This window comes from Streptococcus sp. 544, from assembly GCF_013277385.1.
Classification (GTDB): Bacteria; Bacillota; Bacilli; order Lactobacillales; family Streptococcaceae; genus Streptococcus; species Streptococcus mitis_BA.
Window position 1 is genome coordinate 1 of sequence record NZ_VMMU01000014.1, and the last position, 24,048, is coordinate 24,048.

Consider the following 24,048-nt stretch of genomic DNA (forward strand, 5'->3'; position numbering starts at 1 on the left):
TGTTTGACAAACACGCCAACCTCAAGTATAGGTTTGGGGATCGGCATTTTGGGGCGGAAGGTTATTATGTGAGTACGGTTGGACTCAATGAAGCCACAATTAAGAAATATATTCAAGATTAAAGAAATTATCCAGTGGATGATTTCTTCACGAGTATGAAAATTTGAGAACGAGTAAAGCATGATATAGCACTAGATAAATTGAGTGTAAAAGAATATGAGGATCCCTTTAGGGATAGTGGTAAGTAATACTAAAGCCTCTTTAAGAGGCAAGTGACGAGTCAAGAGCAATGAGGCTTGAACAAAGTGAAAGCCAGCGTCTTTAGGCGCTGGCTGGTAATTTGGGCTTATAGCCCTGGTACAAACCACCCGTTTTAGGGGTGGTCATGATTCGGTTGATTTTTATTGAAATGTACTGAAATTAACAAAAAGAAAAAACGCTTGAATAGCGTTTTTCTTCTGTATTGATTCGTATTGAATGCTTACTTCACTTCTGTAAGGGTTAAATAATTGACCTATATCCCCTATATTATCAAGGATTGTAGAGTTTTAAGTTTAAAGGTAGTGAAAAAGGTAGTGATGGAATCAACTTGCCAGCTCTTCCATTTTATTTAGGAAAATATCCACTGCTTCAAACTTCTTTTTAGGAGCTAATTCAGCATAGGTATCCATAGTTGTTGATATGGACTTGTGTCCCATTCTATGTTGTAGCTCTTTCCAGTTCATACCAGCATTTAACATCATAGAAGCGTGTGTATGGCGGAAAAGATGGAAACCATAGTCAGGTAAACCAAGAGCCACTAATCGCTTTTTAAGGGTTGCACGTTCATTTCTATCACACATATAGTTGCCATAGATAGTTGGGAAGATAAGCGAAGATTTTGGTAGACTATGCTTTTCAAAATAGCCAGTCATTTCCTCGTGAAACTCTTTGAGACTTTCCATGATTGAAAGTGAAACTGCAACCCTACGATTCCCAGAATCCGTTTTAGGAGTTTTCTTACAAACCATTTCCCCTTTGATACCTAGTTTTTTATTTGCACTTTTCCACATTAATGTTTTACTGACAAGAATTTCATTAGTTTCAAAATCAAGGTCAGTAATTTCTAACGCTAGCAACTCATTGATTCGTAATGCAGACGCTAATAGCGTGTTACAAATGACCTTAAAGCGTCTATTTGCTCTGGTATTGGGCAAGGTCTCAAGGTAAAATAACCAATGTTTCAGATTATCATCATGGAGTACCATGATACGCTCTTTGTTTGCTTTTGGTTTAGGTGGAATCTTGATTGATTTAGCTGGATTAGTGGTCAGCCCACAGTTTGTAATGCCAAAATCAAAAATATCACTGACTTTGTGAGCCATTGCACCAAAATCTTTTGCACTACCTTTCGGGGCACGTTTTACACCGGAATCAACAGATTTCTTTGCTTTTCTAGCTAGCTTATTTACCCAAAGTTGAACATCAGCAGGTTCAATTTGACAAGGTTTATAATCCTCAAAGTGAGGAATAATATAGGTATCAAGATACCCCCTCACTCGGTTGATAGTGTTTTGTGAAGACACCCAAGTTTTGAAGTTGCTAAACCATACCTCAGCTAGACTTTCAAAGTTATCAATTTTGATAGTTTCTTTAAGGGTAGAGCCAGCTTTTTCAAATTCAATTTTAGCTTCAACAATTTTTCTATCCAAAGATTTCAATGTCTTAGCAGTGATAGTTTTTGTGATGCGTTTACCAGTCTTTACATCAGTTCCAATGTAAACACCTTTAAGTGAATAACTAATTACGCCATTTTGTTTTGTGATTTTTGTTATCTTTTTATTGTTGTGTTGAATGATTTCTTTACTCATATAGCCTCTTTTTTTCGGACAATTAAAAGGCTAGAATAGGACCCTCACATTCTTTATTTGATAATTCTATTCTAACATACTTAAAGTTAAATAGTCAAAAATCCAATGACATCTTCCAATTTATAATAAATTGTACGTGTTCCTTCAATCGGAGGCTCAAGACGTTTTAAACCTTTATTTTCCCATGACCTCAAAGTGTTAGGAGAAATCTGTAAAATTTTCAATAGTTCTTTTTGTGTGACTATCCCATGAGAATTATTACTTTTTAATTTTTGTTGAATGATAACAATGAGCGTATTAAGTAGCTCTTCAATTTGATTTAATTTCGTCATATCCGTCATATATTTTTTCCTTTCGTTCTCTTACTTGAATACATCCCACGGCTTCTTTTCTTTCTTTAGTTCATCTTTTCGATTATTTAAAAATATAATCGTATCAGGAGAGGGTTTGTACTTTGTTTTGAAATGAATCAAAACATGCTTGAAAAATTCCTGAATTGATTCTTTACCGTAAATTTTGTCAATCTTGTATAGAAAAGATTCTAAACCACTATTTTTTAACAAATAAATGTAAGTAGATAGTAAGTCATTCTTCCGCCTTGGTTTTGACCTCAATAAATCAAAATCAGTCGAAACGTATTCCAGCATAACCTTTGAAATATCCCATAATTCATCATTTTTGAAAAATAAATATTTGTCAGTAAAACGTTGAAAGATCAAACTGGATAGTTCTTTATCATTTCTGCACTTTAAAATATCTAATCCAGTTTGATTAGCGTAAGCCTGCCTAATTGACATTTCAAATCGCACCCAATCATCACATTTCAAGGCATCATCATAAAAGATGCCCTTCTTTTTCTCCTGCTCCAATTTTTTATCATAAATTCGTAGTAGTAGAGAGTTTCCTTTGTTTGCCTTGCTACCAACATAGATTGTTTCTACTCTGTTGTTTGTGTTAATCGTACTGATATTTGACTGATTTTTTCTTAATTTGATTGTATTTGTAAAACTGTCAACGTATTTTGATTTGATTATTGACTTGTTTAACTCCTGATGAATCTGATTCACTTTCAAACCTTCATCTATAAAATCAATCGCAAAATCAATCCTTGAAACTCTACAACTACCACTAAAATAATTTTCTAATTCAAAAAATTTTTGAACTAATTGACGATACGAAATTTTTTGATTATCTTCTTCGCGTCGTTTCAAGTAATGTTTTAAACCTTGACCTGAGAATTTGAGAAATATCCCCATTCGTGGGCTATCCGTGTTAAAACATAATAGAATTTCAAATTCATCAAAATTGACAATATAATTGTAGCCTGCAAATCCTTTTTCATTTAACTTGAAATTGACCGTGTACTTTTCTAATTCCAATAATTCATCAATTTTTAAACAGATATTTGAAGCAAATGCTTCATAATTAGACATCATTTCATTGAAATCTGGTAAAAATACAAATGAAATTTCATCAACGTCACATTGAATCATATAACATAACTCCTTTTTTATTGTTTTGTAGTTGACCCCGTTAGGGGTGGGGACTGGGATGGGGGTCATTACTATACCCCCATGAATGCTAGTACCCCATTATTTACACTTCTTTCTTAATCGTTGACCGTATAAAAACGCTTTTTTAAATGTACTAATCTTTTCCAATCCGTGTTCGTGTAGATTGATATTCCAAAATTTTCTTGGTTTACTGAACTGTCCGTCAGTGGTCATGATGTATCCTGAAAATCGTGGCGCATGATTATCAATATTATCTGTTTCTCCAAATACCATGCGAGCCAATTCGTCAGTAATAGCGCCATTTGATAAACAGATACGAACACCTAAATTATCTCTGATAGCTGTTGAAAGTAATTCCGAACGCGGTTGTTGCATACAGATACAGATATAGACACCACTCGAACGAGAACGAGATACGATAGACAAGACCAAATCTTGAACCCTTTTTCTCATTTTAGTATCAGTTATACTTGATAACATCGCAGAATATTCTTCGATAATACACAGCTTCATCTTCATCTCTTTACCGAAATTGACAAAAGTTGCTCCAGTAATATCATCACGTGCCGACAATTTCGCAATTTCTTTTTCACGTTTAATAACTAATTCCAACAATTCTTCAAAATATTCTAAAATCTCTTCACTGTCTGATAAAATAGTCCCAACTGGTAGAAAATCCCATGAGCTGAACTCAGATTTAACATCCAAGATTGTTAAATCAACATCTTCATTAAACATGAATACTTGTGCAAGCATTGATTTTAAAAACGTTGTTTTTGAGCTGTTTGTATTTCCAACTAATAAAATTTGAGGAGAACGCAAGAATGAAAATGTCAAGCCTTCTTCAACTGTTATTTCAAAATCATTGATTGGTCTTAATTCTGTTATCTTCTTTGGTCGTAGCTGTCTTGCTCTAGCTTCTACAATATCATCTAATAAATAAATGAATTCTGTATTATCTTCACTCAACCAATAATCTAAAACAATTAAAGAACGATTTTTACCCACTAAACAAGCTGATAACATTTCCGCAAACTTTTCTAAATCGTCATTAGTCTGGTCAGCTAATTTTTTGATTTTAACCGTGATGCGCCTGCTTAGCTTCTCGAAGCTCGCATGCGCTTTACTAACATCTATGAATTTGCTACCAACTTTGCGATTCGCAGTTGCTGAATCCAACAGCGCTTTGTGTGTCTGTCGTTCTATCAATCTTAGCTGATAGTATAAAGATATTGACCCAATTTTTGATAGATTCAAACCTAACCGAATCAATAACCCAAGATTAATCAAAAGCAAGACAGCTATTCCAATCACTATTAAATTCAAACTAAACTGTGCTTCACTTCTAAAAATACCAATCTCTGTTCCTTTAAATACTAACCATCTAACAACAATCCCAAAAGATAGTAACCCAACTCCAAGAACTTGGAGTAGAGTTACAATATTGGGAAAAGCTGGACTTAAATGACCTGTATTTTTATTTAACCTGTATCTAATCATAAATACCTACAAATTTCTTGCATGTCATCTAACATTTTTTTTCGCCTAAATTCCAAATACATATACGAGCGAATAAAATCAGTGTAACGTCCATCTGAGTAAACCAAACTCAAATTCACGAAAGATGAAACTCGTCCTTGAACCTCAGAATTAATGTATGTTGCTAAAATCTTGCGCAATTCGATGGGCAAGTCTAAAGCTGATAAGTCATCTAATTCTTTAAAAATTTCTTTCATATCTATTTCCTCACTACTTCAATCTAACTTCATTAACATCTTCAGCCCAAACTTCTATAACATCATAACTTTTGAACTTATAGCGACCGCGTGGGTTGACTAACTGATACAAATGTCTGAACTGGATCTTGTTCGCAATTTCTAAAGTTGGGACAACAAGACTAATCAATTTAACTGCTCCATCATCTTTGGGCATTGATAAAAATACTTCATAACCAATTGATTTGTCAGAAAAAACTGGGGCGTTTTTACCATTTTGATTTTTCTCAAAACCGATGATTGGGAAAAATGGTTTTGGCTCTGTAACACTAACTGCAACGCAAGTTGAAATATTAGTAAGAGCTGGGGCAGTACGACGGTCGTTTACAATTGAATCGCCTGATTGTTTTGAATTGCTTCCAAATAAGCCTGTTTGCAATAATTTTTCCATTAGTTTTACCTTTACTAGCTTGAAGCTAGTTCTTTCTTTTAAAGCTTTCTTGTAAATATTTGAACCTTCTTTATTTACATTTTAAGTGTATCATGATTAAGGTTGAGTGTCGATTGAGAGAAAAAACAGACATTTAAAAACATTCTCATACAACTATTTTAATCATGTGACATGAAATGAAATTAACTGATTCATCATTCACAAGATAAGTATATCAAAAATATAATTGTATTTCGTTGAAATAAAACAGATGGAAACATAGAAGCATTTCATACAACTATTATAATTACGAAACATAAAAACAGTATATATAAAGGAAGAAATAGTTGTACAATAAAGTTTTTAAAATAAATTATAAAATCGGTTGCAACGTACAATATATTGTGTTATACTCTAAATATAAACTTATAGAAAGTAGGACATTAAATGTTTAAAAACACAGTAGAATTTATAAAACGTTCAACGATTGATGCAGTACCTGAAGCAGTCAAAAGTTTTAAAGCTGAACAGTCACAAAAAGGACTAAAATATTATTGGTATTTGTTTTTGCATGATGAAAGAATTGGAGAAGTATCTGATATGTTTGCATATTACGGCGGAAACAAAGACACAGCTAAACAAAAAATGAGTCGATTAATGAAAGATAGTCGAACTCATTTGTCTGAATATGTTTTAGAGTTGCTTGCTAAGAATATGAATGTAAGTGTTTCAGAATTGTTATGGGGTAATGAAGAAAACTGGAAGAAATTGCTTCCCTCACTCTTTTATTTAATTGTTTTTGAATCTATTAACGCTTCTGATTTTAAAACAATTAGAGAGCAACAATTGAAATCAAATATGCTCGAAGTTTTGAAAGAGTCTGTCTTGTTTTCAAGTGAATTAGCTAAAAAAGAAATCGAAGCAGACTTATCTGATGGTATTGTTTCATTTGATATTTTTGATAAGAATTTATTTAAAGTTATTTCAAGACTTTATCAAAATGAAGTAGAAGAAAAATTTTACAGACTATTTAAAGAATTCTTTATTGAAAAAAACTATTGTTTGAAAAAATTAAATAATAGAATAATTGATTTTGCAGAACGAGTGTATGTAGATGTTATTTTTGATAACAAGAAAACAGAAGACTCTTTAGGGATTCAGGTTTATCAGACTTCAAATTTATTTTTGAATGCGGATTATAGAGAATATAGAACAAGTAATATACAAAAGAACTCATTGAGTGAACTAGTACTAGAAGATGGGCAAACATTAGAACATTACTTGGCTGAAGAACAAAGAATGATATCTGAACAAGTTTCAAAATTTGTCAGTGGTTTAGATAAGCTTCAAAGAATACAAGATGAACGCTTAGGATATCGAAAGAACAACAAAAATTTATTCAAATATGGATTTGATTTTGTAAAATTTGATGAAGAATATTTTAGAGAATCAGAAGAGAAAGTAGAAGAAACTATGATATCTACTGAACAAATGAGCGCAGATTTGAAAAAATTAGATATGTAAAAAAAACAACCGCTAGAATTTTTAGCGGTTGTTTATGTTATTCAATAGGGTTGCTATGTTATCAATTATAGCGCTTTGAAATTAATTAAAATATTATTTAACTTGATTTAGAATCGTATGAAATGCGGAAATTATTTCTTTTTGTTTATTATCAGGTAAATTTTTTATATTTGAAATTAATTCAACAATCTCAGGATTTTCATCTTTTTTTGTAATATCAAAGAAAGATGAAATATCACATTCAAGGGCATTCATAACTTTTTCAAGTGTGTTAATTGTTATGTTCGTTTCTAAGTGTTCAAGTTTATATACATAATTTGTTCCAAGGTCGGCTCGTTCTTCAATTTGTTCTTGTGTAAAACCTTTTTTCAGTCTTAAAAGGCGGATTCGTTTTCCTACATATTTTCTTAGTGATTGCTTCATGTAATACCTCACAAACTTAATATTACAGTTTTTTTACTACATATTTTAGTTCTTGAAAGATTGGTTTAAACTTTACAAGGTTGGTTTAATGCGATATAATTAAAGAAAAAACAACTATATATAGTTGTTAATGTGAATTTTTGGAGATGTTATGTCAAAAAATACTTTTAAAACCCTCACAACCTCAACAGCTATTGCGCTTGCGTCTGTTGGTGGAACTGCATTTGCTCAAGAAGCAACTACTACAACAGCAGTTGATGTAACTGCTGTAAATGAACCAGCTCTTGTTTCTAAACCTGTAGCTGATACAAAACCAGAAGTGAAGAAATCTTCTGATGTCAAGCCTGCTCTTGATGCTCAAGCGTCTACTGTTAAGCAAATTGAAGCTGAGAGTGAAACAGCAAAAGCTGAAGCTACTTCTGCTAACCAAGCTGTTACAACTACTGAAACTGCTTTGACAAGCGCTAAAGACGAATTGAAGTCAGCGGAAGCCGTTAAAGCAAATGCTACAGAAGAAAATATCACTGCTAAAAAAGCTAAACAAGATGCTAATGTAAAAGCTCAAGAAGCCAATCAAAAAGCAACTGAAGCGTCTACTGAAGCAATTAAAGCTCAAACTGAGACTGTAGCAACTGAAACAGCTAACGTTGCAAGCGCAACAAGTAAGAAAGCTGAAGCGGATAAAACAGTAACCGCTAAAGAAGCTAACGTAAAATCAGCTGAAGACGCGCTAAATGGTTCAGGACTTGGTGAAGCTAAAGCCTCACTTGCCCAAGCTGAAAAAGATATTGAACAAGCCAATGCCAATATCTCAAGCGCAACAACAGCTGTCGAAACCGCTAAGAAAGCAGATAGCGACCGCGCAGAAGCCATCAAACAAGCTGAGAACAATGTGAACATCAAAAACGATGCCTTGAAATTAGCTAAAGAAATGATGGACGCCGACCAAAATAAAGTTGAATCCATCCAAGAAAAAGCAGATGCTACAGCCTCTAAAGAAAAAGAAGCTCAAACTGCCTTGGATGCGGAAAAAGCTAAGTTGAATAAATCTGAAGGAATGAACATTCCAAATCCAACATTCACTATTCCAACAAATGTGTATAATGGATTTTCAGCAGATGTATTGAAATCAGCTGGTGTGTCTTCAAATGTTGTCACATTTGGACAACTATTAAAATTAGAAAAAGCTAACAAAAACAATGCAATTAAAAATGATTTAGATGATTTGATTCTCAATTCTGTAGCTGATATCGTTAAACAATCAAATGCTAACGTCAAATATGACAATGCTGACCTAAATCGTCCAGTTGATATTGACAATTTGACAGATGCTCAAAAACTTGAAATCTCAGAATTTTACGTTAATGGATTGAAACAAATCCGAAATGCATTTAAAGATTCATTCAACGTAGAATCAGAAACAGGAACAACTAAAGAAGCTGTTACTTTAGCATCAACACAAGCTAAAAAATATGAAGAACGTGGATTAGACCCAATGGTTCATGGTCACGTACCTAATGCTGTTGAAAACGTTGCTTCAATGCGTTCTGATATTTCAAATATGTATGAACTAAAACAAACTGTATACAATAATTTGATGTTTACAACATATCTTGATGGCGTTTCAAATGCTGATAAACGTCGCCCATGGGGACACCTTTATGCAAACCTAAACTTTGCAAAATATGTTGGTATTGATGTAGCTAATATCAATGGTCGTCATTACATGATTACAGCATTTTCAAATGAAGGAACTCCAGTTTCTAAATCAAATGACCTTGCCCAACTCGAAGCAAAACTAGCTGAAGCACAAAAACAAAACAGCCAAGCTCAAACTGCTCTTACAAATGCTAAAGCAGAATTAGCAGAAGCTTCACGCAAATATGCTTCTGCACTTGAAGCTAAAACAGACGCTGAAAAAGAATTGGCAAGCAAATCAGCTAGTCCACTTCAAACAGAAGTCGCTGAAAAGAACTTGCAATTGGCAAACCTTGCTTTGAAAAATGCACAAGAACGTAAAGCAACTGCTGAACAAGCTGTTGAAAACTTCTCAAGAAGCCAAGCAGAAAAACAAACTGCTCTTGAAACAGCTAAAGATGAACTAGCTACAGCTAAAACTGCTCAAAAAGATGCTGAAACTGCTCTTACAAATGCACAAGCAAAATTACAAGCAGAAGAAAACAAGTTGACTACTCTTCAAGCTGAACAAGCGAAGTTACATGAAGAAAAAGACAAATTGGTTTCAGATGCGAAAGCAATTGCAACAGAATTAAGTGCTTATCTAAACGCAGACAAAAATCTTGCAGATGCGCAAGCAAAAGTAGCTGATTTGGAAACAAAATTGACTCAAGCAAAATCTGCTGCAAAATTAGCACAAGATAAATTGGACGCAGTTACAGATAAATTGAAAGCTGAACAAGTTAAATTAGCTGAAATCCAAGAAGAGTTTGATAAGTTGCTAGACTTAGAAAACAAAGCTAAAGATAATGTAGTTGCAACTCTACCAGATGGAACTGTTGTTGCTGTAGACTCAAATTCTAATACTTTACCTACAGAAAATACTGAAGAAACTGTTGATAAAACAAAGACAGCTTCACAATCAGGTAAAGATGTTGCTTTGGATGCTAAAGAAGATGTTGTTGTGAAAGATAAACAACAAACATATTCAGCTCCAGCTGTTAAAGCGGGTGCAGATGAAAAAGTGACATATTCACGAGTAGAACGTGCAAAATCATTACCAAATACTGGAGAGTCATCAAGTGTTGCAATGTTGGTACTCGGTGCAATTCTTGGAGCATTTGGACTTGTAACAGTACGTAGAAAGAATTAGAATAATAAAAAAATCTTCTTATTGTAAATGATAGGAAGATTTTTTGGATTCACAAAATTAGTTTAAAAGACTACGCTATTTAAACCATTTTTGAGAATGAATAGAAGCGTTATTTGAAATATATACAGAAAAAGAACCCCAACGTACATTGGAGTTCCTCTTGTTTTTAATTGTCCGAATCAATATTTTTATTTCAAAAAAAGGTAGTGAAAAAGGTAGTGATTCGGTTGATTTTTATTGCAATGTAGTGAAATTTAAAATTTCAAAATTCGCTTAAAATCAAGGTTCCTCACGTCTATTGACATGTAGTGAATCCCTATTTCACCTCTGTAAACACAACGTGTTTGCGAAGTTTTGGTGAGTATTTCTTCAATTGAAGACGGTCTGGAGTGTTACGTTTGTTTTTAGAAGTAAGGTACAAGCGTTCACCAGATTCTTTGTGTTCAAGTGTAATATTTACGCGCATGGTATCTCCCTTCTATTATTCAGCTGATGCAGCTTTAGCGATTTTACGTCCTTTGTAGTATCCTTTAAGTGATACACGGTGAGAACGTGAGTAATCTCCAGTAGTTTCGTCAAAGTTTACAGATGGAGCTGTTACTTTGTAGTGTGTACGACGTTTGTTTTTCTTCGCTTTTGAAGTGCGACGTGCAGGTACTGCCATTTTAATTTCTCCTTTTAAGATATAATTCAGTTAGGTTTGATTTTCATCAACTTTAATAGTATATCAAAACTTTTTTGTAAAGTAAAGTTACTTGACAAAAAAAGATGAAAAAATTCTCCTATTCGGCACGGCAGACAGGAGAAGGTGTTAAATATCAATCTCAAATGGTTCGTCAATGGTTTCTGATACGTATTTTCCGTCTTTCTTCCGTTGTTTGACACATTCTGTGAGGAGATATTCGATTTGGCCATTGACTGAACGAAAGTCATCTTCTGCCCATGATGTGAGTGCAGCGTATAACTTTGTTGAGAGTCGAAGGGGGATCTGCTTTTTTTAGCTTCAACCATCTTTAGTAAAGACTTCCTGTGTTGACAATTGGTTGTGCATCATGATTGCCACAAAGAACGACAAGGAGATTTGAAACCATGGCAGCTTTTCGCTCTTTGTCAAGCTCTACCAATTCCCCTTCATTGAGCCGTTCTAGTGCCATTTCAACCATTCCTATTAATTGTTATCTAAATGATATCGCTTTAATTTATAACGTCAAGAAAAAGTAGAAAAATAATTACTAAAAACTTTCAGCCCAATAATTTCTTTTAAAAGGTGAGATTATATTGTGCTCAAATACTCTTTTATTCTTATAACTTTTACACTATAATTGTAGTTAGAAAGGAAGAGAAATGTTTGATTATAGAGCACTAGTTATTTTGATGACTTTGATGGATCATTGTGAGCTATCATTATATGAATTATCTGTTAAGGTGAGCTTACCTATAAAGGAAGTCAAAGAAGGAATAGATTATTTAGTGCCTTATCTAGCTAATAAAGGGATAGTGCTGGATAAAAAGCAAGGTCGCTATAGTTTATCAAATCGTACGAAGCAGTCTTTGACAGATATTATTAAGTCGGATGAATTGGTTTTACCAAAGTCGACTCGCTTAGCTTTGATCTATCTTTACACTTTTTGCCGATTAGATTTTATATCGAATAATCATTACCAAGACTTTTTGAAAGTAAGTAAGAATACAACCTTATCTGATATTCAATCATTAAGAAAGATTATGTTAGATAATGATTTGGAGCTAGGGTACAGTAGAGCAAAAGGTTATACTTTACACGGTTCAGAGTGGAATAAGCACCGTTTAGCTTTTCAAATGGTTAGTGAGTTGCTGGAATCCTCCATAGGAATTTGGGGTTTGGATTATGTTTTATCCAGTTGGGGGTATTCATTAACTTATGATTTGATAAATCAGGTAGTTAAAGATTATTATGAGAAGCTACAGCTAGTACCTATTGTTAATCAATTAAAAGTTTGCCTTTTCGGTTTAGTATTCATTCTGTGTAGGTATCAAAGGGATGTTGAAAGAGTAGGTCTTTCAGAGACATTAGTATCTCCTGTTATTCAAGATATAACCACTATTTTATTGGATACAGTGGTTGATTTGGGAATTATAGATACGGTGTTTTCTGAGGATGATTATCGCTATATCACCGTTTTATTATCAAGTTGCTTTGAAGGTGAAGTAGATGTTGCTCCGGTTTACTTTAATCAATTAACAGAGGCTATTATAAGTAGAATGGAAGATATTTCTTTGTTACATTTTAAACAAAGGGAAGGATTGAGAGAAAATCTTCGTCGCCATCTTATACCGGCTTACTATAGATTAAAGTTCGGTCTACCTAGTTCAAATGAATATGTGTTGCATGTTAAAGAACATTATCCTGATTTATTTGAACTAGTAAAAGATTCTTTGACTCCCTTGATGGACGCTATTGACAAGCCCATACCTGATAGTGAAACAGCATATTTTGTTATCCATTTCGGAGGTTATTTAAAGAAAGCAGATACTTTGCCTCAAAAATGGTATAAAGCAGCAATCATTTGTCCTAATGGTGTTAGTTCTTCATTGATGTTAAAAGAGAATCTATTAGCATTATTTCCTCAAATTGAGTTCATAGGAACCTCAAAGATTGATGATTTACAGGCGAAAACTAGTAGTGACTATGATATGGTTTTTTCTACCATAAAGGTGGAGACAGAAAAGCCAAATTATCTAGTTTCGGTTATGATGACTGAAGAGCAAGCAATACAACTAGTAGAACTAGTGTTAAAAGATTTTCCGAATTTAGAGTATGGGGATTTTGAGATTGAACAAATCCTGAATATTGTCAAAAGATATGGAATTATTACACAAGAATTGGAATTAAGATTGGCGTTAAAGAATTATCTTTATCAAAAAAATGATAGAAAGGAAATTGTACCAGTGCTAGAACAACTTATTACCAAAGAAACCTATCAGGTGAGTTCGCAAAAATTAGGATGGAAGGAGGCGATTCGTTTAGCAGCTAAACCGCTTTTGGATCAAGATAAGATAACTGAGAACTACCCTGAGGCAATGATTCAAAAAGTAGAAGAGTTTGGACCTTTTATTAATTTAGGGAAGGGAGTAGCAATTCCTCACGCTCGGCCAGATGAAGGTGTGAATGAAATAGGAATGTCAATGTTAGTTTTGGAAGAACCGATTTATTTATTGGATAATCCAGAACAAGAGGTAAGATTGTTGATTTGTATTGCAGCCATTGATAATGAAAGTCATTTAAAGGCTTTGTCACATTTAACAACAATTTTAAGAGATAAAAATCATGTTCAAACTTTAATATCATCAAAAAACTATGATGACATTGAAATGATAATTAAACAGGAGGATTAAATAATGTTAAAAATTGGTACAGCTTGTGGTTCAGGATTAGGTTCAAGTTTTATGGTACAGATGAATATTGAATCTGTATTGAGTGATTTGAATGTTTCAGATGTAGAAGTTGAACACTATGATTTAGGTGGAGCAGATCCAAATGCTGCTGATATTTGGATTGTTGGTCGTGATCTAGCTGATTCAGCTAGTCATCTTGGAGATGTTCGTATCTTAAATAGTATTATTGATATGGATGAACTACGAGAATTAATTACTAAACTTTGTGAAGAAAAAGGACTTATATAGGAGGCTAGCGTCATGATGAAGTTCATATTGGATATTGTTAGTACACCAGCTATTTTAGTAGCTTTAATTGCAATCTTAGGATTAGTTCTTCAGAAGAAGAAATTACCTGATATTATTAAAGGTGGAATTAAGACCTTTGTTGGTTTCTTAGTTGTATCTGGTGGTGCAGGAATTGTACAAAATTCTTTAAATCCATTTGGTACCATGTTTGAGCATGCTTTTCATTTATCTGGCGTTGTGCCGAATAATGAAGCAATTGTAGCTGTAGCTTTAACAACATATGGCTCAGCTACTGCAATGATTATGTTTGCAGGTATGGTATTCAATATCTTAATTGCTCGTTTTACTCGATTCAAATATATCTTTTTAACAGGGCACCACACTCTATATATGGCGTGTATGATTGCAGTCATTTTATCAGTTGCTGGCTTTACAAGTTTGCCTCTTATCTTACTAGGAGGATTAGCACTCGGTATTATTATGAGTATTTCCCCAGCATTTGTGCAAAAATATATGGTTCAATTAACTGGAAATGACAAGGTGGCTTTAGGTCATTTCAGTTCTTTGGGATATTGGTTGAGTGGTTTTACTGGTAGCCTTATCGGTGACAAATCAAAATCAACAGAGGACATTAAATTTCCAAAGAGTCTAGCTTTTTTACGTGATAGTACTGTTAGTATTACTTTATCCATGGCAGTTATTTATATTATTGTAGCTATCTTTGCAGGGTCAGAATATATAGAAAAAGAAATCAGTAGTGGTACAAGTGGTCTAGTTTATGCTTTACAATTAGCAGGTCAATTTGCAGCAGGTGTATTTGTTATTTTAGCAGGTGTTCGCCTTATTTTGGGTGAAATTGTTCCAGCCTTTAAAGGTATTTCAGAGCGTCTTGTACCTAATTCAAAACCTGCTTTGGATTGTCCGATTGTTTATACTTATGCACCCAATGCAGTTCTAATTGGATTTATCTCTAGTTTTGTTGGTGGTTTAGTAAGTATGGCAATTATGATTGCTTCAGGAACGGTTGTTATATTACCAGGCGTTGTGCCTCATTTCTTCTGTGGAGCGACTGCAGGTGTTATTGGGAATGCATCTGGTGGTGTTCGTGGAGCCACTATTGGAGCATTTTTACAAGGTATTTTAATCAGTTTTCTTCCAGTCTTTTTAATGCCAGTTTTGGGAGGACTTGGTTTCCAAGGATCAACTTTCTCAGATGCAGATTTTGGTCTATCAGGAATTATTTTAGGAATGTTAAATCAATTTGGCTCACAAGCAGGCATTGTGATTGGTCTTGTTCTTATTTTAGCAGTTATGTTTGGAGTATCCTTTATTAAAAAGCCATCTGTAAAGGAGGAATAAGGGATGATTTTAAGTAAAAATAGAGAAGATGAGTTAAGAAAATTTGCGACTAACATCCGATTAAATACTCTTGAAACCTTGAATCATCTTGGATTTGGTCATTATGGAGGGAGCCTGTCTATCGTAGAAGTTCTAGCAGTGCTTTATGGTGAAATAATGCCAATGACTCCAGAAATATTTGCATCGCGAGATAGAGATTATTTCATATTATCAAAAGGTCACGGAGGACCAGCTCTATACAGTACACTCTATTTGAATGGTTTCTTTGACAAAGAATTCTTATATTCTTTAAATACAAATGGAACCAAATTACCGTCTCATCCTGATAGAAATCTAACGCCAGGCATAGATATGACAACGGGCTCTTTAGGACAAGGAATTAGTGTTGCAACCGGACTTGCATATGGTCAGAGAATAAGAAAAAGTCCCTTTTATACCTATGCTATTGTTGGAGATGGTGAGTTAAATGAGGGACAATGTTGGGAGGCTATACAGTTTGCTTCTCATCAACAGTTATCTAATTTAATTGTATTTGTAGACGATAACAAAAAACAATTAGATGGTTTTACAAAGGATATTTGTAATCCAGGTGATTTTGTAGAAAAATTCTCATCATTTGGATTTGAATCCATTAGGGTCAATGGTTCAGATATTAGAGAAATTTATGAAGGGATTATCCAATTAAAACAGTCAAATAATTCATCCCCTAAGTGTATTGTATTAGACACTATTAAAGGTCAAGGAGTTCGAGAGCTGGAAGAAATGAAATCCAATCATCATCTTCGCCCTACTGTAGAGGAGAGACAAATGTTAACTTCAGTTGTAGAAAGATTAAGTCAGGAATTGGAGGAAACAGAATGATGAGAAGTACGAAAGAATTACGACATGTGTATAGAGATTTCCTTCTAGAGGCTAACCAAAGTTATTCTGATATAGTAGTTTTAGAAGCAGACTTGTCAAGTTCTATGGCTACTAATAATCTTGAAAAGGACTTTGGAGACCGTTATGTGAATGTTGGAATAATGGAAGCAGAAATGGTCGGGCTTGCAGCAGGTTTATCTATTCAGGGGTTTAGACCTTATCTTCATACATTTGGCCCTTTTGCTTCAAGAAGAGTATTTGATCAATTATTTATTTCTCTTGGGTACGCACAATTGGATGCCACTGTGATTGGCTCAGATGCAGGAGTAACGGCAGAGATGAATGGTGGAACACATATGCCATTTGAAGAAATTGGATTGTTACGTTTAATTCCTAAATCAATCATTTTTGAAGCAACTGATGATATCCAATTTCATGAAATCTTGAACCAGACATTAGACTTAAAAGGACTAAAATATATTCGAATAATTAGAAAGGCTCCAGAGGCTGTATATCAAGGTGGAGAAGATTTTTCTAAAGGCTACATTGAGTTAAGACACGGTGAAGATGTTGTAATAGTTGCTTCTGGCATAATGGTTGCTCCAAGTATTCGAGTTGCGGATGAACTGTCTAAATTAGGTTATTCAGTAGGTGTGATAGATTTATTTAGAATTAAACCGATACCAGAACAGATAAAAACAATGTTAAGTGGAAAAACTATATTTACTGTAGAAAACCACAATCAGATAGGTGGAATTGGCAGTGCTTTATGTGAATTATTCTCTGATGATGGAATAACAAAAATTCATCGGATGGGTGTTCAAGAAAGATTCGGTCAAGTAGGGAAAGTGGATTATCTTCTTAATGAGTATGGTTTGAGTGAATCGAATATAAAAGAGAAAGTTCTAGAAATTTATAATGCAAGATAGATGTTGAATACACTGTTCTGAAAGAATTTTTGTAACAATTACAGTACGTTATTTAAAGAAAGCGGATTAAAAAGCATATTCTGGTCATCAGAAAGTGCCCTAATCCGCTTTGTTGTTTTTAGTTTTAAATATTTCATATGTATATAGAATTTTCTGAAAATTCAAGAATTTTCTTCTGTTCATTGCTTTTAAAATGTGCTATAATAGTAAAAACTGAAATGGGAGGGAACAAATGACTGAATTAGATAAACGTCACCGCAGTAGCATTTATGACAGTATGGTAAAATCACCAAACCGTGCTATGCTTCGTGCGACTGGTATGACAGATAAGGACTTTGAAACACCGATTGTGGGAGTGATTTCGACTTGGGCGGAAAATACGCCATGTAATATCCACTTGCATGATTTTGGGAAATTAGCCAAAGAAGGTGTAAAATCAGCAGGTGCTTGGCCTGTGCAGTTTGGAACTATCACCGTAGCGGACGGGATTGCTATGGGAACGCCTGGTATGCGTTTCTCTCTAACATCTCGTGACATCATCGCGGACTCCATCGAGGCGGCTATGAGTGGTCACAACGTGGATGCCTTCGTCGCTATCGGTGGCTGTGACAAGAACATGCCTGGATCTATGATTGCTATTGCTAATATGGATATCCCAGCTATTTTCGCCTATGGTGGAACGATTGCACCGGGAAATCTTGATGGTAAAGATATCGACTTGGTTTCTGTCTTTGAAGGGATCGGAAAATGGAACCACGGTGACATGACAGCTGAGGACGTGAAACGTCTTGAATGTAATGCCTGCCCTGGCCCTGGTGGCTGTGGTGGTATGTATACTGCTAATACCATGGCGACTGCTATCGAAGTTTTGGGTATGAGTTTGCCAGGTTCTTCATCTCATCCAGCTGAATCAGCTGATAAGAAAGAAGATATCGAAGCAGCAGGACGTGCTGTAGTTAAAATGTTGGAGCTCGGTCTCAAGCCATCAGATATCTTGACTCGTGAAGCCTTTGAAGATGCCATTACTGTGACTATGGCTCTCGGTGGTTCTACAAATGCTACTCTTCACTTGCTTGCCATTGCCCATGCTGCCAATGTTGACTTGTCACTTGAAGACTTCAATATGATCCAAGAGCGTGTGCCTCACTTGGCCGACTTGAAACCATCTGGTCAGTATGTCTTCCAAGACCTCTACGAAGTCGGTGGTGTGCCTGCGGTTATGAAGTACTTGCTGGCAAATGGATTCCTTCACGGGGACCGTATCACATGTACGGGTAAGACTGTCGCTGAGAACTTAGCTGACTTTGCAGACCTTACACCAGGTCAAAAAGTCATCATGCCACTTGAAAATCCAAAACGCGCGGACGGTCCGCTTATCATCTTGAACGGGAACCTTGCTCCTGACGGTGCGGTTGCCAAGGTGTCAGGTGTTAAGGTCCGTCGTCACGTTGGACCAGCTAAGGTCTTTGACTCAGAAGAAGATGCTATTCAGGCCGTTCTGACAGATGAAATCGTTGATGGTGATGTAGTCGTTGTTCGTTTCGTTGGACCTAAAGGTGGTCCTGGTATGCCTGAGATGCTGTCACTTTCATCAATGATCGTTGGTAAAGGTCAAGGAGACAAGGTTGCCCTCTTGACAGACGGCCGTTTCTCTGGTGGTACTTATGGTCTGGTTGTTGGACATATCGCTCCTGAAGCTCAGGATGGTGGCCCGATTGCCTACCTTCGTACAGGCGATATCGTTACGGTTGATCAAGATACTAAAGAAATTTCCATGGCCGTATCTGAAGAAGAACTTGAAAAACGCAAGGCAGAAACAACCTTGCCACCGCTTTACAGTCGTGGTGTCCTCGGTAAATATGCCCATATCGTATCATCTGCTTCACGCGGAGCTGTGACAGACTTCTGGAATATGGACAAGTCAGGTAAAAAATAAACTCATACTCTTCGAAAATCTCTTCAAACCACGTCAATGTCGCCTTGCCGTAGGTATGGTTACTGACTTCGTCAGTTCTATCCACAACCTCAAAACACTGTTTTGAGCAACCTGCGGCTAGTTTCCTAGTTTGCTCTTTGATTTTCATTGAGTATCAAAAAGCAAGCCAACTTCGGCTTGCTCTTTTTCATCTTCAAAAGTGATTTGCCTGCTTAACGAGGTGGCAGTCCAAGGGCAATGCGGCCGTAGCGACTGATTCGTGTGATCTTCCAAGCAGGCGACCAGGTAACTTCAACCTTGACATCTTCGATATCCTCGATTTGTTTGAGACCTGCCACGATTTCGATAGGCAGGCTTTCGGCGCAATCGCAGGCAGTATCGGTGAAGGTCATGACAATCTTGCAGAGACCCGTTTCGTCCAGATTGATTTCATAAATCAACCCTAGATTGTAAACATCCAATTCCACATCTGTATCAAAAACCTTCTCTAGTTTTTCGATAATTTGGTCTTGTATGGCCAAAGCGCGGTCATTGATTTTGATATCCTCTCTCATTACAGTCCCTCCACGTGATAAATATCCTCTATTTTCTCATAATTCTGACAATTTGGCAAGTTTTTGATGAATTTTCTGAAAAATATGATAAAATGAAGAAAATACTGAATCAAGGGGAAGTCTATGGAGCAGATTGGAAAAGTCTTTAGACAATTACGAGAGTCAAGAAATATCTCGCTGAGACAAGCAACTGGGGGACAATTTTCGCCGTCTATGTTGTCCCGATTTGAAACAGGTCAGAGTGAGCTTTCGGTGGAAAAGTTTTTATTTGCCCTAGAAAATATATCTGCCAGTGTAGAGGAAATTCTCTTTCTGGCGAGAGGTTTTCAGTATGATACAGATTCTGAGTTGAGAAAAGAAATCATAGATGTCTTGGATCCAAAGAATATAGCACCTCTTGAGGACTTGTATCGCAGGGAGTATCAAAAGCATGCCCATTCTCAAAACAAACAGAAACATATTTTAAATGCCATTCTTATCAAGTCTTATATGAAGAGCATGGACGAAAGGGTAGAGTTAACGGCAGAGGAGGGGAAAGTCCTTCATGACTATCTGTTTTCTACCGAGATCTGGGGAATCTATGAACTCAATTTATTTTCAGTCAGTTCTCCCTTTTTATCTGTTTCTCTTTTTACTAGGTATGTTAGAGAGATGGTACGAAAATCTGATTTTCTAATGGAAATGTCTGGCAATCGAAACCTTTTTCACACTATACTATTGAATGGCTTTTTAGCCAGCATTGAGTGTGAAGAATTTACCAATGCCTCTTATTTTAAACGTGTTATCGAAGAGCATTTCTATAATGAAAATGAAACCTATTTCCGAATTGTCTATTTATGGGCGGAAGGTCTCCTTGATAGCAAGCAAGGTAGAGTCAAGGAAGGTCAGAAAAAGATGGAGGATGCTGTCCGTATTTTTGAGATGCTTGGCTGTAATAAATCTGCCGAATACTATAGAAAAACCTCCGATTGTTGAATATTTGCAAACTAAGAAAATAATTTAAAATTTGAAGCGATAGAACTGTTGGGCTCTCTCGTGTCACTGGAGAAATTCTATCGTTTCTTTTTGCTCATTTTATTTGTTGCATATGTTCAAAAGTTTTTCCTCTAAAATTTCTAAGTGCTATACTATAGTCATACTTCACATAAAACTTATACTCTTCGAAAATCTCTTCAAACCACGTCAGCTTCACCTTGCCGTACTCAAGTACAGCCTTCGGCTAGCTTCCTAGTTTGCTCTTTGATTTTCATTGAGTATTTGAACAAGAAGGGAGATTATCTATGAAACTATTGTTTAGAAATCAAGCTTATCGACTCTTGACTTTGTCACGTTTCTTCAATGCTTTTGGTGCTTCAATTTTTAACCTGGTATTTATCGTTTATGCATCGACCTTGCCACAAGCCTCTTTTGCGGTTGCTATGGCGAATATTGTCATGATTCTTCCGACTTTCTTTACAGTTTTTGTAGGGATTCGGGCAGATTACACGAGGGACAAGGTCAAATGGATGACTTACAGCGGTTTGTTTCAGGCGGTTTTATTTTTTCTGGCAGCCCTAGTTGTTCATCAAGCTAGTCTCTTTGCCTTTTCTAGCCTGTGTTTGATCAACGTCATTAGTGATGTCATCAGTGATTTTGCAGGTGGCTTGCGCATGCCTCTTATTAAGGAAAAAGTAGCTGAAGAGGATTTGATGGAAGCTTATTCTTTTTCACAGTTTATCACCTATATTTCAGCTATTGGTGGTCAAGCTTTTGGAGTCTGGCTCTTAGGTCTATCGGTCAATAATTTTTCTCTCGTTGCGGGAATCAATGCCTGTTTTTTCCTAGTATCAGCCGTTATCCTCTTTTTAGGAAAAAGCAAATTGAGCCTGTCAATCTCATCTGCTGATGGTGAAATTCTAAAAAATGAGAAGCTTCCGATCAAAGAGCAGTTCCTAACAATTTACCGAAATTTACGTCTCGTTTTTCTTAAAAGTGGACAGAAAAACTTTGGTTTTATGCTCTGTGCTGTCTTGCTTATCAATGCCTTGGGTGGCGCTTTAGGAAGCATCTATAACATCTTCTTTTTGAGCCATTCTCTTTTGGACTTTTCTTACACAGAGGCATTATTTATCAGTCAATTCTGTGCTTTGTTAGCAATCATCATCAGTAGCCTTACGGGCAATGATTATTTTGGGAAGCAGTCCTTGCCTAGATTGATGATGTGGGTGACCGTAGGACTCAGTCTAGTTGGTCTAGCTAATTTATTCAATCAAGTCGTACTTGGTTTACTATTTCTCTGTTCAACTCTGTATATGTCTGGTAAAGTTCAACCAAAGATTGGTGCCTTGCTCCTGAAAAATCTAGCTCCAGAGGTTCTAGCTCGTACCAGTAATTTTTTAGGTTTATTGTTCACCTTATCCATACCTGTGGGAACAGCTTGTTTTTCACTTATAGCTGTATGGAATATACAGTTGACTTGGATGCTATTTGTTGGTCTTTCCTTGTTAGCTATTCTTTTGACAGTTATTAATCTCAAAAATGATATCTAATACTCTTCGAAAATCTCTTCAAACCACGTCAGCTTTATCTCCAACCTCAAAGCTGTGCTTTGAGCAACCTGCGGCTAGTTTCCTAGTTTGCTCTTTGATTTTCATTGAGTATAAATCCTAATTTTTTTCTTACTGTTTTAATCCCTCTATTTATGGTAAAATAAGACTATTAAGTTTAAAGAGGATTCCCTATGAAATTACAAAAACCAAAAGGAACGCAGGATATTTTACCTGCTGAATCTGCCAAATGGCAGTACGTTGAGGGCTTTGCCCGTGAGATTTTCAAGCGCTACAACTATGCAGAAGTGCGCACGCCTATTTTTGAGCATTACGAGGTTATCAGCCGTTCTGTCGGAGATACAACGGATATCGTAACCAAGGAAATGTATGACTTTTATGACAAGGGTGATCGCCATATTACTCTCCGTCCAGAAGGAACAGCGCCCGTTGTCCGTTCCTACGTGGAAAATAAACTCTTCGCCCCAGAAGTACAAAAGCCAAGTAAGTTCTACTACATGGGCCCTATGTTCCGCTATGAGCGTCCACAGGCAGGGCGTTTGCGCCAGTTCCACCAGATTGGTGTTGAGTGTTTTGGATCTAGCAATCCAGCTACTGATGTGGAAACCATTGCTATGGCAGCTCATTTCCTGAAAGAAATCGGCATCCAAGGTGTCAAATTGCACCTCAACACTCTTGGAAATCCTGAGAGTCGTGCGGCCTACCGTCAAGCCTTGATTGACTATTTGACACCGCTCAAGGAGACCTTGTCTAAGGATAGCCAACGTCGTTTGGAGGAAAATCCTCTCCGTGTCTTGGACTCTAAGGAAAAAGAAGACAAGGTGGCAGTGGAGAATGCACCGTCTATCTTGGATTTCCTTGATGAAGAAAGCCAAGCTCATTTTGATGCTGTGCGTCAGATGTTGGAAAATCTTGGAGTAGACTATATCATCGATACCAATATGGTGCGTGGTCTGGACTACTACAATCACACTATTTTCGAGTTTATCACTGAGATTGAGGGCAATGACCTGACAGTCTGTGCGGGTGGCCGTTACGATGGTTTGGTTTCTTACTTTGGAGGCCCTGAAACTGCTGGATTTGGTTTTGGACTTGGTGTAGAGCGCCTGCTTCTCATTCTTGAAAAGCAAGGTGTGGCTCTCCCTATCGAAAACGCCCTAGATGTCTATATCGCAGTCTTGGGTGATGGAGCAAATGTTAAGGCCTTGGAATTGGTACAGGCTCTTCGCCAACAAGGTTTCAAAGCAGAGCGTGATTACCTCAACCGTAAGCTCAAAGCTCAGTTCAAGTCAGCCGATGTCTTTGCGGCTAAGACCCTCATCACTCTAGGTGAGAGCGAAGTCGAAAGCGGACAAGTGACGGTCAAGAACAACCAAACACGAGAAGAAGTGCAAGTATCACTTGATGCTATCAGCCAAAACTTCTCAGAAATCTTTGAAAAATTAGGCTTTTAATAGTAGATAAACTGGTCAGGATTTTACTCCTGACCTTTTTCTTTTGCAAAATGACAAAAATCATAATCTTTTTGACAAATATGATTGTCAAAAAGAAAAAGATGTGTTACAATATAAACAAGTTAAGAAATAGGAGGGAGCCACATGTGGGTATGGATTTTGTTTCCTTTTCTCGTCTTGATTTATATGAGTCAATCTAAGAAAATCAAGCGGTTAGAGAAGAGGTTAAAGGTAATCGAAAGAAAAGAGAAAGGAAACGCAGAAATGTCGAGATTATTGCAAGAAATGATTGGAAAGAAACCAACAATCATTGGAGAACTATTTGGAACAAATTTTTGGGAAGTTGTGGATGTTGATGAGGAATGGGTCAAGCTACGATATGTAGACAAGACGGGAAAAGAAAAAATCAAGTTGCAACGTATTGAGGATATCCAATCCGTTGAATTTGACGGAGAGTAGG

24 protein-coding genes and 1 pseudogene are annotated in these 24,048 nt (G+C 36.1%); 13 read left to right on the forward strand and 12 right to left on the reverse strand.

Annotated elements, in window-relative coordinates; genetic code table 11:
• A pseudogene (locus tag HT728_RS06885) lies at window positions 1–248 on the forward strand (hypothetical protein); the annotation flags it as partial.
• A 336-nt stretch (window positions 249–584) separates the two neighbouring features.
• Here the strand turns inward: HT728_RS06885 and HT728_RS06890 are convergent.
• The 6 genes from HT728_RS06890 to HT728_RS06915 form a co-directional block, all read right to left on the reverse strand.
• Window positions 585–1,850, reverse strand: a complete 1,266-nt coding sequence (locus HT728_RS06890) for a site-specific integrase (RefSeq protein ID WP_173234476.1) — start codon at window positions 1,848–1,850, stop codon at window positions 585–587.
• An 86-nt stretch (window positions 1,851–1,936) separates the two neighbouring features.
• Window positions 1,937–2,191, reverse strand: a complete 255-nt coding sequence (locus tag HT728_RS06895) for a MerR family transcriptional regulator (RefSeq protein WP_084889612.1) — start codon at window positions 2,189–2,191, stop codon at window positions 1,937–1,939.
• A 21-nt stretch (window positions 2,192–2,212) separates the two neighbouring features.
• A complete protein-coding gene (locus HT728_RS06900; RefSeq protein ID WP_084889611.1) occupies window positions 2,213–3,343 on the reverse strand; it encodes a replication initiation factor domain-containing protein in 1,131 nt (376 codons plus the stop codon).
• Between the two features lie 99 nt (window positions 3,344–3,442).
• The gene (locus tag HT728_RS06905; RefSeq protein ID WP_084889610.1) at window positions 3,443–4,864 is read right to left on the reverse strand and encodes an FtsK/SpoIIIE domain-containing protein; all 1,422 of its coding nucleotides are present in this window, start codon (window positions 4,862–4,864) and stop codon (window positions 3,443–3,445) included.
• Entirely contained in the window at window positions 4,861–5,100 is a 240-nt protein-coding gene (locus tag HT728_RS06910; RefSeq protein ID WP_084889609.1) for a hypothetical protein, read from the reverse strand. Before HT728_RS06910 ends, HT728_RS06905 begins: the two co-directional genes overlap by 4 nt.
• A gap of 13 nt (window positions 5,101–5,113) precedes the next feature.
• Entirely contained in the window at window positions 5,114–5,530 is a 417-nt protein-coding gene (locus HT728_RS06915; RefSeq protein WP_084889608.1) for a hypothetical protein, read from the reverse strand.
• Between the two features lie 426 nt (window positions 5,531–5,956).
• Between HT728_RS06915 and HT728_RS06920 the strand changes: the two genes are divergently transcribed.
• On the forward strand, window positions 5,957–7,033 hold the full coding sequence (locus HT728_RS06920) for a hypothetical protein (RefSeq protein ID WP_173234478.1): 1,077 nt from the start codon (window positions 5,957–5,959) through the stop codon (window positions 7,031–7,033).
• A 93-nt stretch (window positions 7,034–7,126) separates the two neighbouring features.
• On the opposite strand, the gene HT728_RS06925 is transcribed toward HT728_RS06920, so the two are convergent.
• Window positions 7,127–7,456: a helix-turn-helix transcriptional regulator gene (locus tag HT728_RS06925; RefSeq protein ID WP_084891187.1), complete on the reverse strand. Its 330-nt coding sequence runs from the start codon at window positions 7,454–7,456 to the stop codon at window positions 7,127–7,129.
• A 151-nt stretch (window positions 7,457–7,607) separates the two neighbouring features.
• On the opposite strand from HT728_RS06925, the gene HT728_RS06930 reads away from it, so the two are divergent.
• The gene (locus HT728_RS06930) at window positions 7,608–10,286 is read left to right on the forward strand and encodes an SEC10/PgrA surface exclusion domain-containing protein (protein ID WP_173234539.1); all 2,679 of its coding nucleotides are present in this window, start codon (window positions 7,608–7,610) and stop codon (window positions 10,284–10,286) included.
• 316 nt (window positions 10,287–10,602) lie between these two features.
• Here HT728_RS06930 and rpmG read toward each other — a convergent pair whose 3' ends face one another.
• From rpmG to HT728_RS06950, 4 genes are all read right to left on the reverse strand, one after another.
• Entirely contained in the window at window positions 10,603–10,752 is a 150-nt protein-coding gene (gene rpmG, locus HT728_RS06935; protein WP_001265622.1) for a 50S ribosomal protein L33, read from the reverse strand.
• 15 nt (window positions 10,753–10,767) lie between these two features.
• Window positions 10,768–10,950, reverse strand: a complete 183-nt coding sequence (gene rpmF / locus HT728_RS06940) for a 50S ribosomal protein L32 (RefSeq protein ID WP_000290417.1) — start codon at window positions 10,948–10,950, stop codon at window positions 10,768–10,770.
• 147 nt (window positions 10,951–11,097) lie between these two features.
• Window positions 11,098–11,274 carry a PTS ascorbate transporter subunit IIC gene (locus tag HT728_RS06945; RefSeq protein ID WP_033607100.1) on the reverse strand — a complete coding sequence of 59 codons (177 nt, stop codon included), beginning with the start codon at window positions 11,272–11,274 and terminating at the stop codon, window positions 11,098–11,100.
• Window positions 11,275–11,299: 25 nt separating this feature from the next.
• Window positions 11,300–11,440, reverse strand: coding sequence for a hypothetical protein (locus tag HT728_RS06950; protein WP_001162849.1), 141 nt, complete (start codon window positions 11,438–11,440; stop codon window positions 11,300–11,302).
• Between the two features lie 190 nt (window positions 11,441–11,630).
• Here HT728_RS06950 and HT728_RS06955 point away from each other — a divergent pair, with 190 nt between their 5' ends.
• The 6 genes from HT728_RS06955 (at window position 11,631) to ilvD (ending at window position 19,034) form a co-directional block, all read left to right on the forward strand.
• Window positions 11,631–13,661 carry a BglG family transcription antiterminator gene (locus HT728_RS06955; RefSeq protein ID WP_112444842.1) on the forward strand — a complete coding sequence of 677 codons (2,031 nt, stop codon included), beginning with the start codon at window positions 11,631–11,633 and terminating at the stop codon, window positions 13,659–13,661.
• Between the two features lie 3 nt (window positions 13,662–13,664).
• Window positions 13,665–13,949: a PTS sugar transporter subunit IIB gene (locus HT728_RS06960; RefSeq protein WP_000912476.1), complete on the forward strand. Its 285-nt coding sequence runs from the start codon at window positions 13,665–13,667 to the stop codon at window positions 13,947–13,949.
• 12 nt (window positions 13,950–13,961) lie between these two features.
• Window positions 13,962–15,308, forward strand: a complete 1,347-nt coding sequence (locus tag HT728_RS06965) for a PTS ascorbate transporter subunit IIC (protein WP_000975300.1) — start codon at window positions 13,962–13,964, stop codon at window positions 15,306–15,308.
• A 3-nt stretch (window positions 15,309–15,311) separates the two neighbouring features.
• Complete coding sequence (locus HT728_RS06970; RefSeq protein ID WP_166732271.1) at window positions 15,312–16,169, forward strand: transketolase; 858 nt, start codon at window positions 15,312–15,314, stop codon at window positions 16,167–16,169.
• The gene (locus tag HT728_RS06975; protein WP_166732270.1) at window positions 16,166–17,098 is read left to right on the forward strand and encodes a transketolase family protein; all 933 of its coding nucleotides are present in this window, start codon (window positions 16,166–16,168) and stop codon (window positions 17,096–17,098) included. Before HT728_RS06970 ends, HT728_RS06975 begins: the two co-directional genes overlap by 4 nt.
• 232 nt (window positions 17,099–17,330) lie before the next feature.
• Window positions 17,331–19,034, forward strand: a complete 1,704-nt coding sequence (gene ilvD / locus HT728_RS06980) for a dihydroxy-acid dehydratase (RefSeq protein ID WP_138701011.1) — start codon at window positions 17,331–17,333, stop codon at window positions 19,032–19,034.
• Window positions 19,035–19,246: 212 nt separating this feature from the next.
• On the opposite strand, the gene HT728_RS06985 is transcribed toward ilvD, so the two are convergent.
• A complete protein-coding gene (locus HT728_RS06985) occupies window positions 19,247–19,588 on the reverse strand; it encodes a metal-sulfur cluster assembly factor (protein ID WP_173234480.1) in 342 nt (113 codons plus the stop codon).
• 123 nt (window positions 19,589–19,711) lie between these two features.
• Between HT728_RS06985 and rgg the strand changes: the two genes are divergently transcribed.
• The 4 genes from rgg (at window position 19,712) to HT728_RS07005 (ending at window position 24,047) form a co-directional block, all read left to right on the forward strand.
• The gene (rgg, locus tag HT728_RS06990; protein ID WP_173234482.1) at window positions 19,712–20,563 is read left to right on the forward strand and encodes a quorum-sensing system transcriptional regulator Rgg; all 852 of its coding nucleotides are present in this window, start codon (window positions 19,712–19,714) and stop codon (window positions 20,561–20,563) included.
• Between the two features lie 305 nt (window positions 20,564–20,868).
• Window positions 20,869–22,116 carry a transporter gene (locus HT728_RS06995; RefSeq protein ID WP_173234483.1) on the forward strand — a complete coding sequence of 416 codons (1,248 nt, stop codon included), beginning with the start codon at window positions 20,869–20,871 and terminating at the stop codon, window positions 22,114–22,116.
• A 191-nt stretch (window positions 22,117–22,307) separates the two neighbouring features.
• A complete protein-coding gene (hisS, locus tag HT728_RS07000) occupies window positions 22,308–23,588 on the forward strand; it encodes a histidine--tRNA ligase (protein WP_172924717.1) in 1,281 nt (426 codons plus the stop codon).
• A 144-nt stretch (window positions 23,589–23,732) separates the two neighbouring features.
• Complete coding sequence (locus HT728_RS07005) at window positions 23,733–24,047, forward strand: hypothetical protein (RefSeq protein ID WP_173234485.1); 315 nt, start codon at window positions 23,733–23,735, stop codon at window positions 24,045–24,047.
• The last annotated feature ends 1 nt before the right edge of the window (window position 24,048 follow it).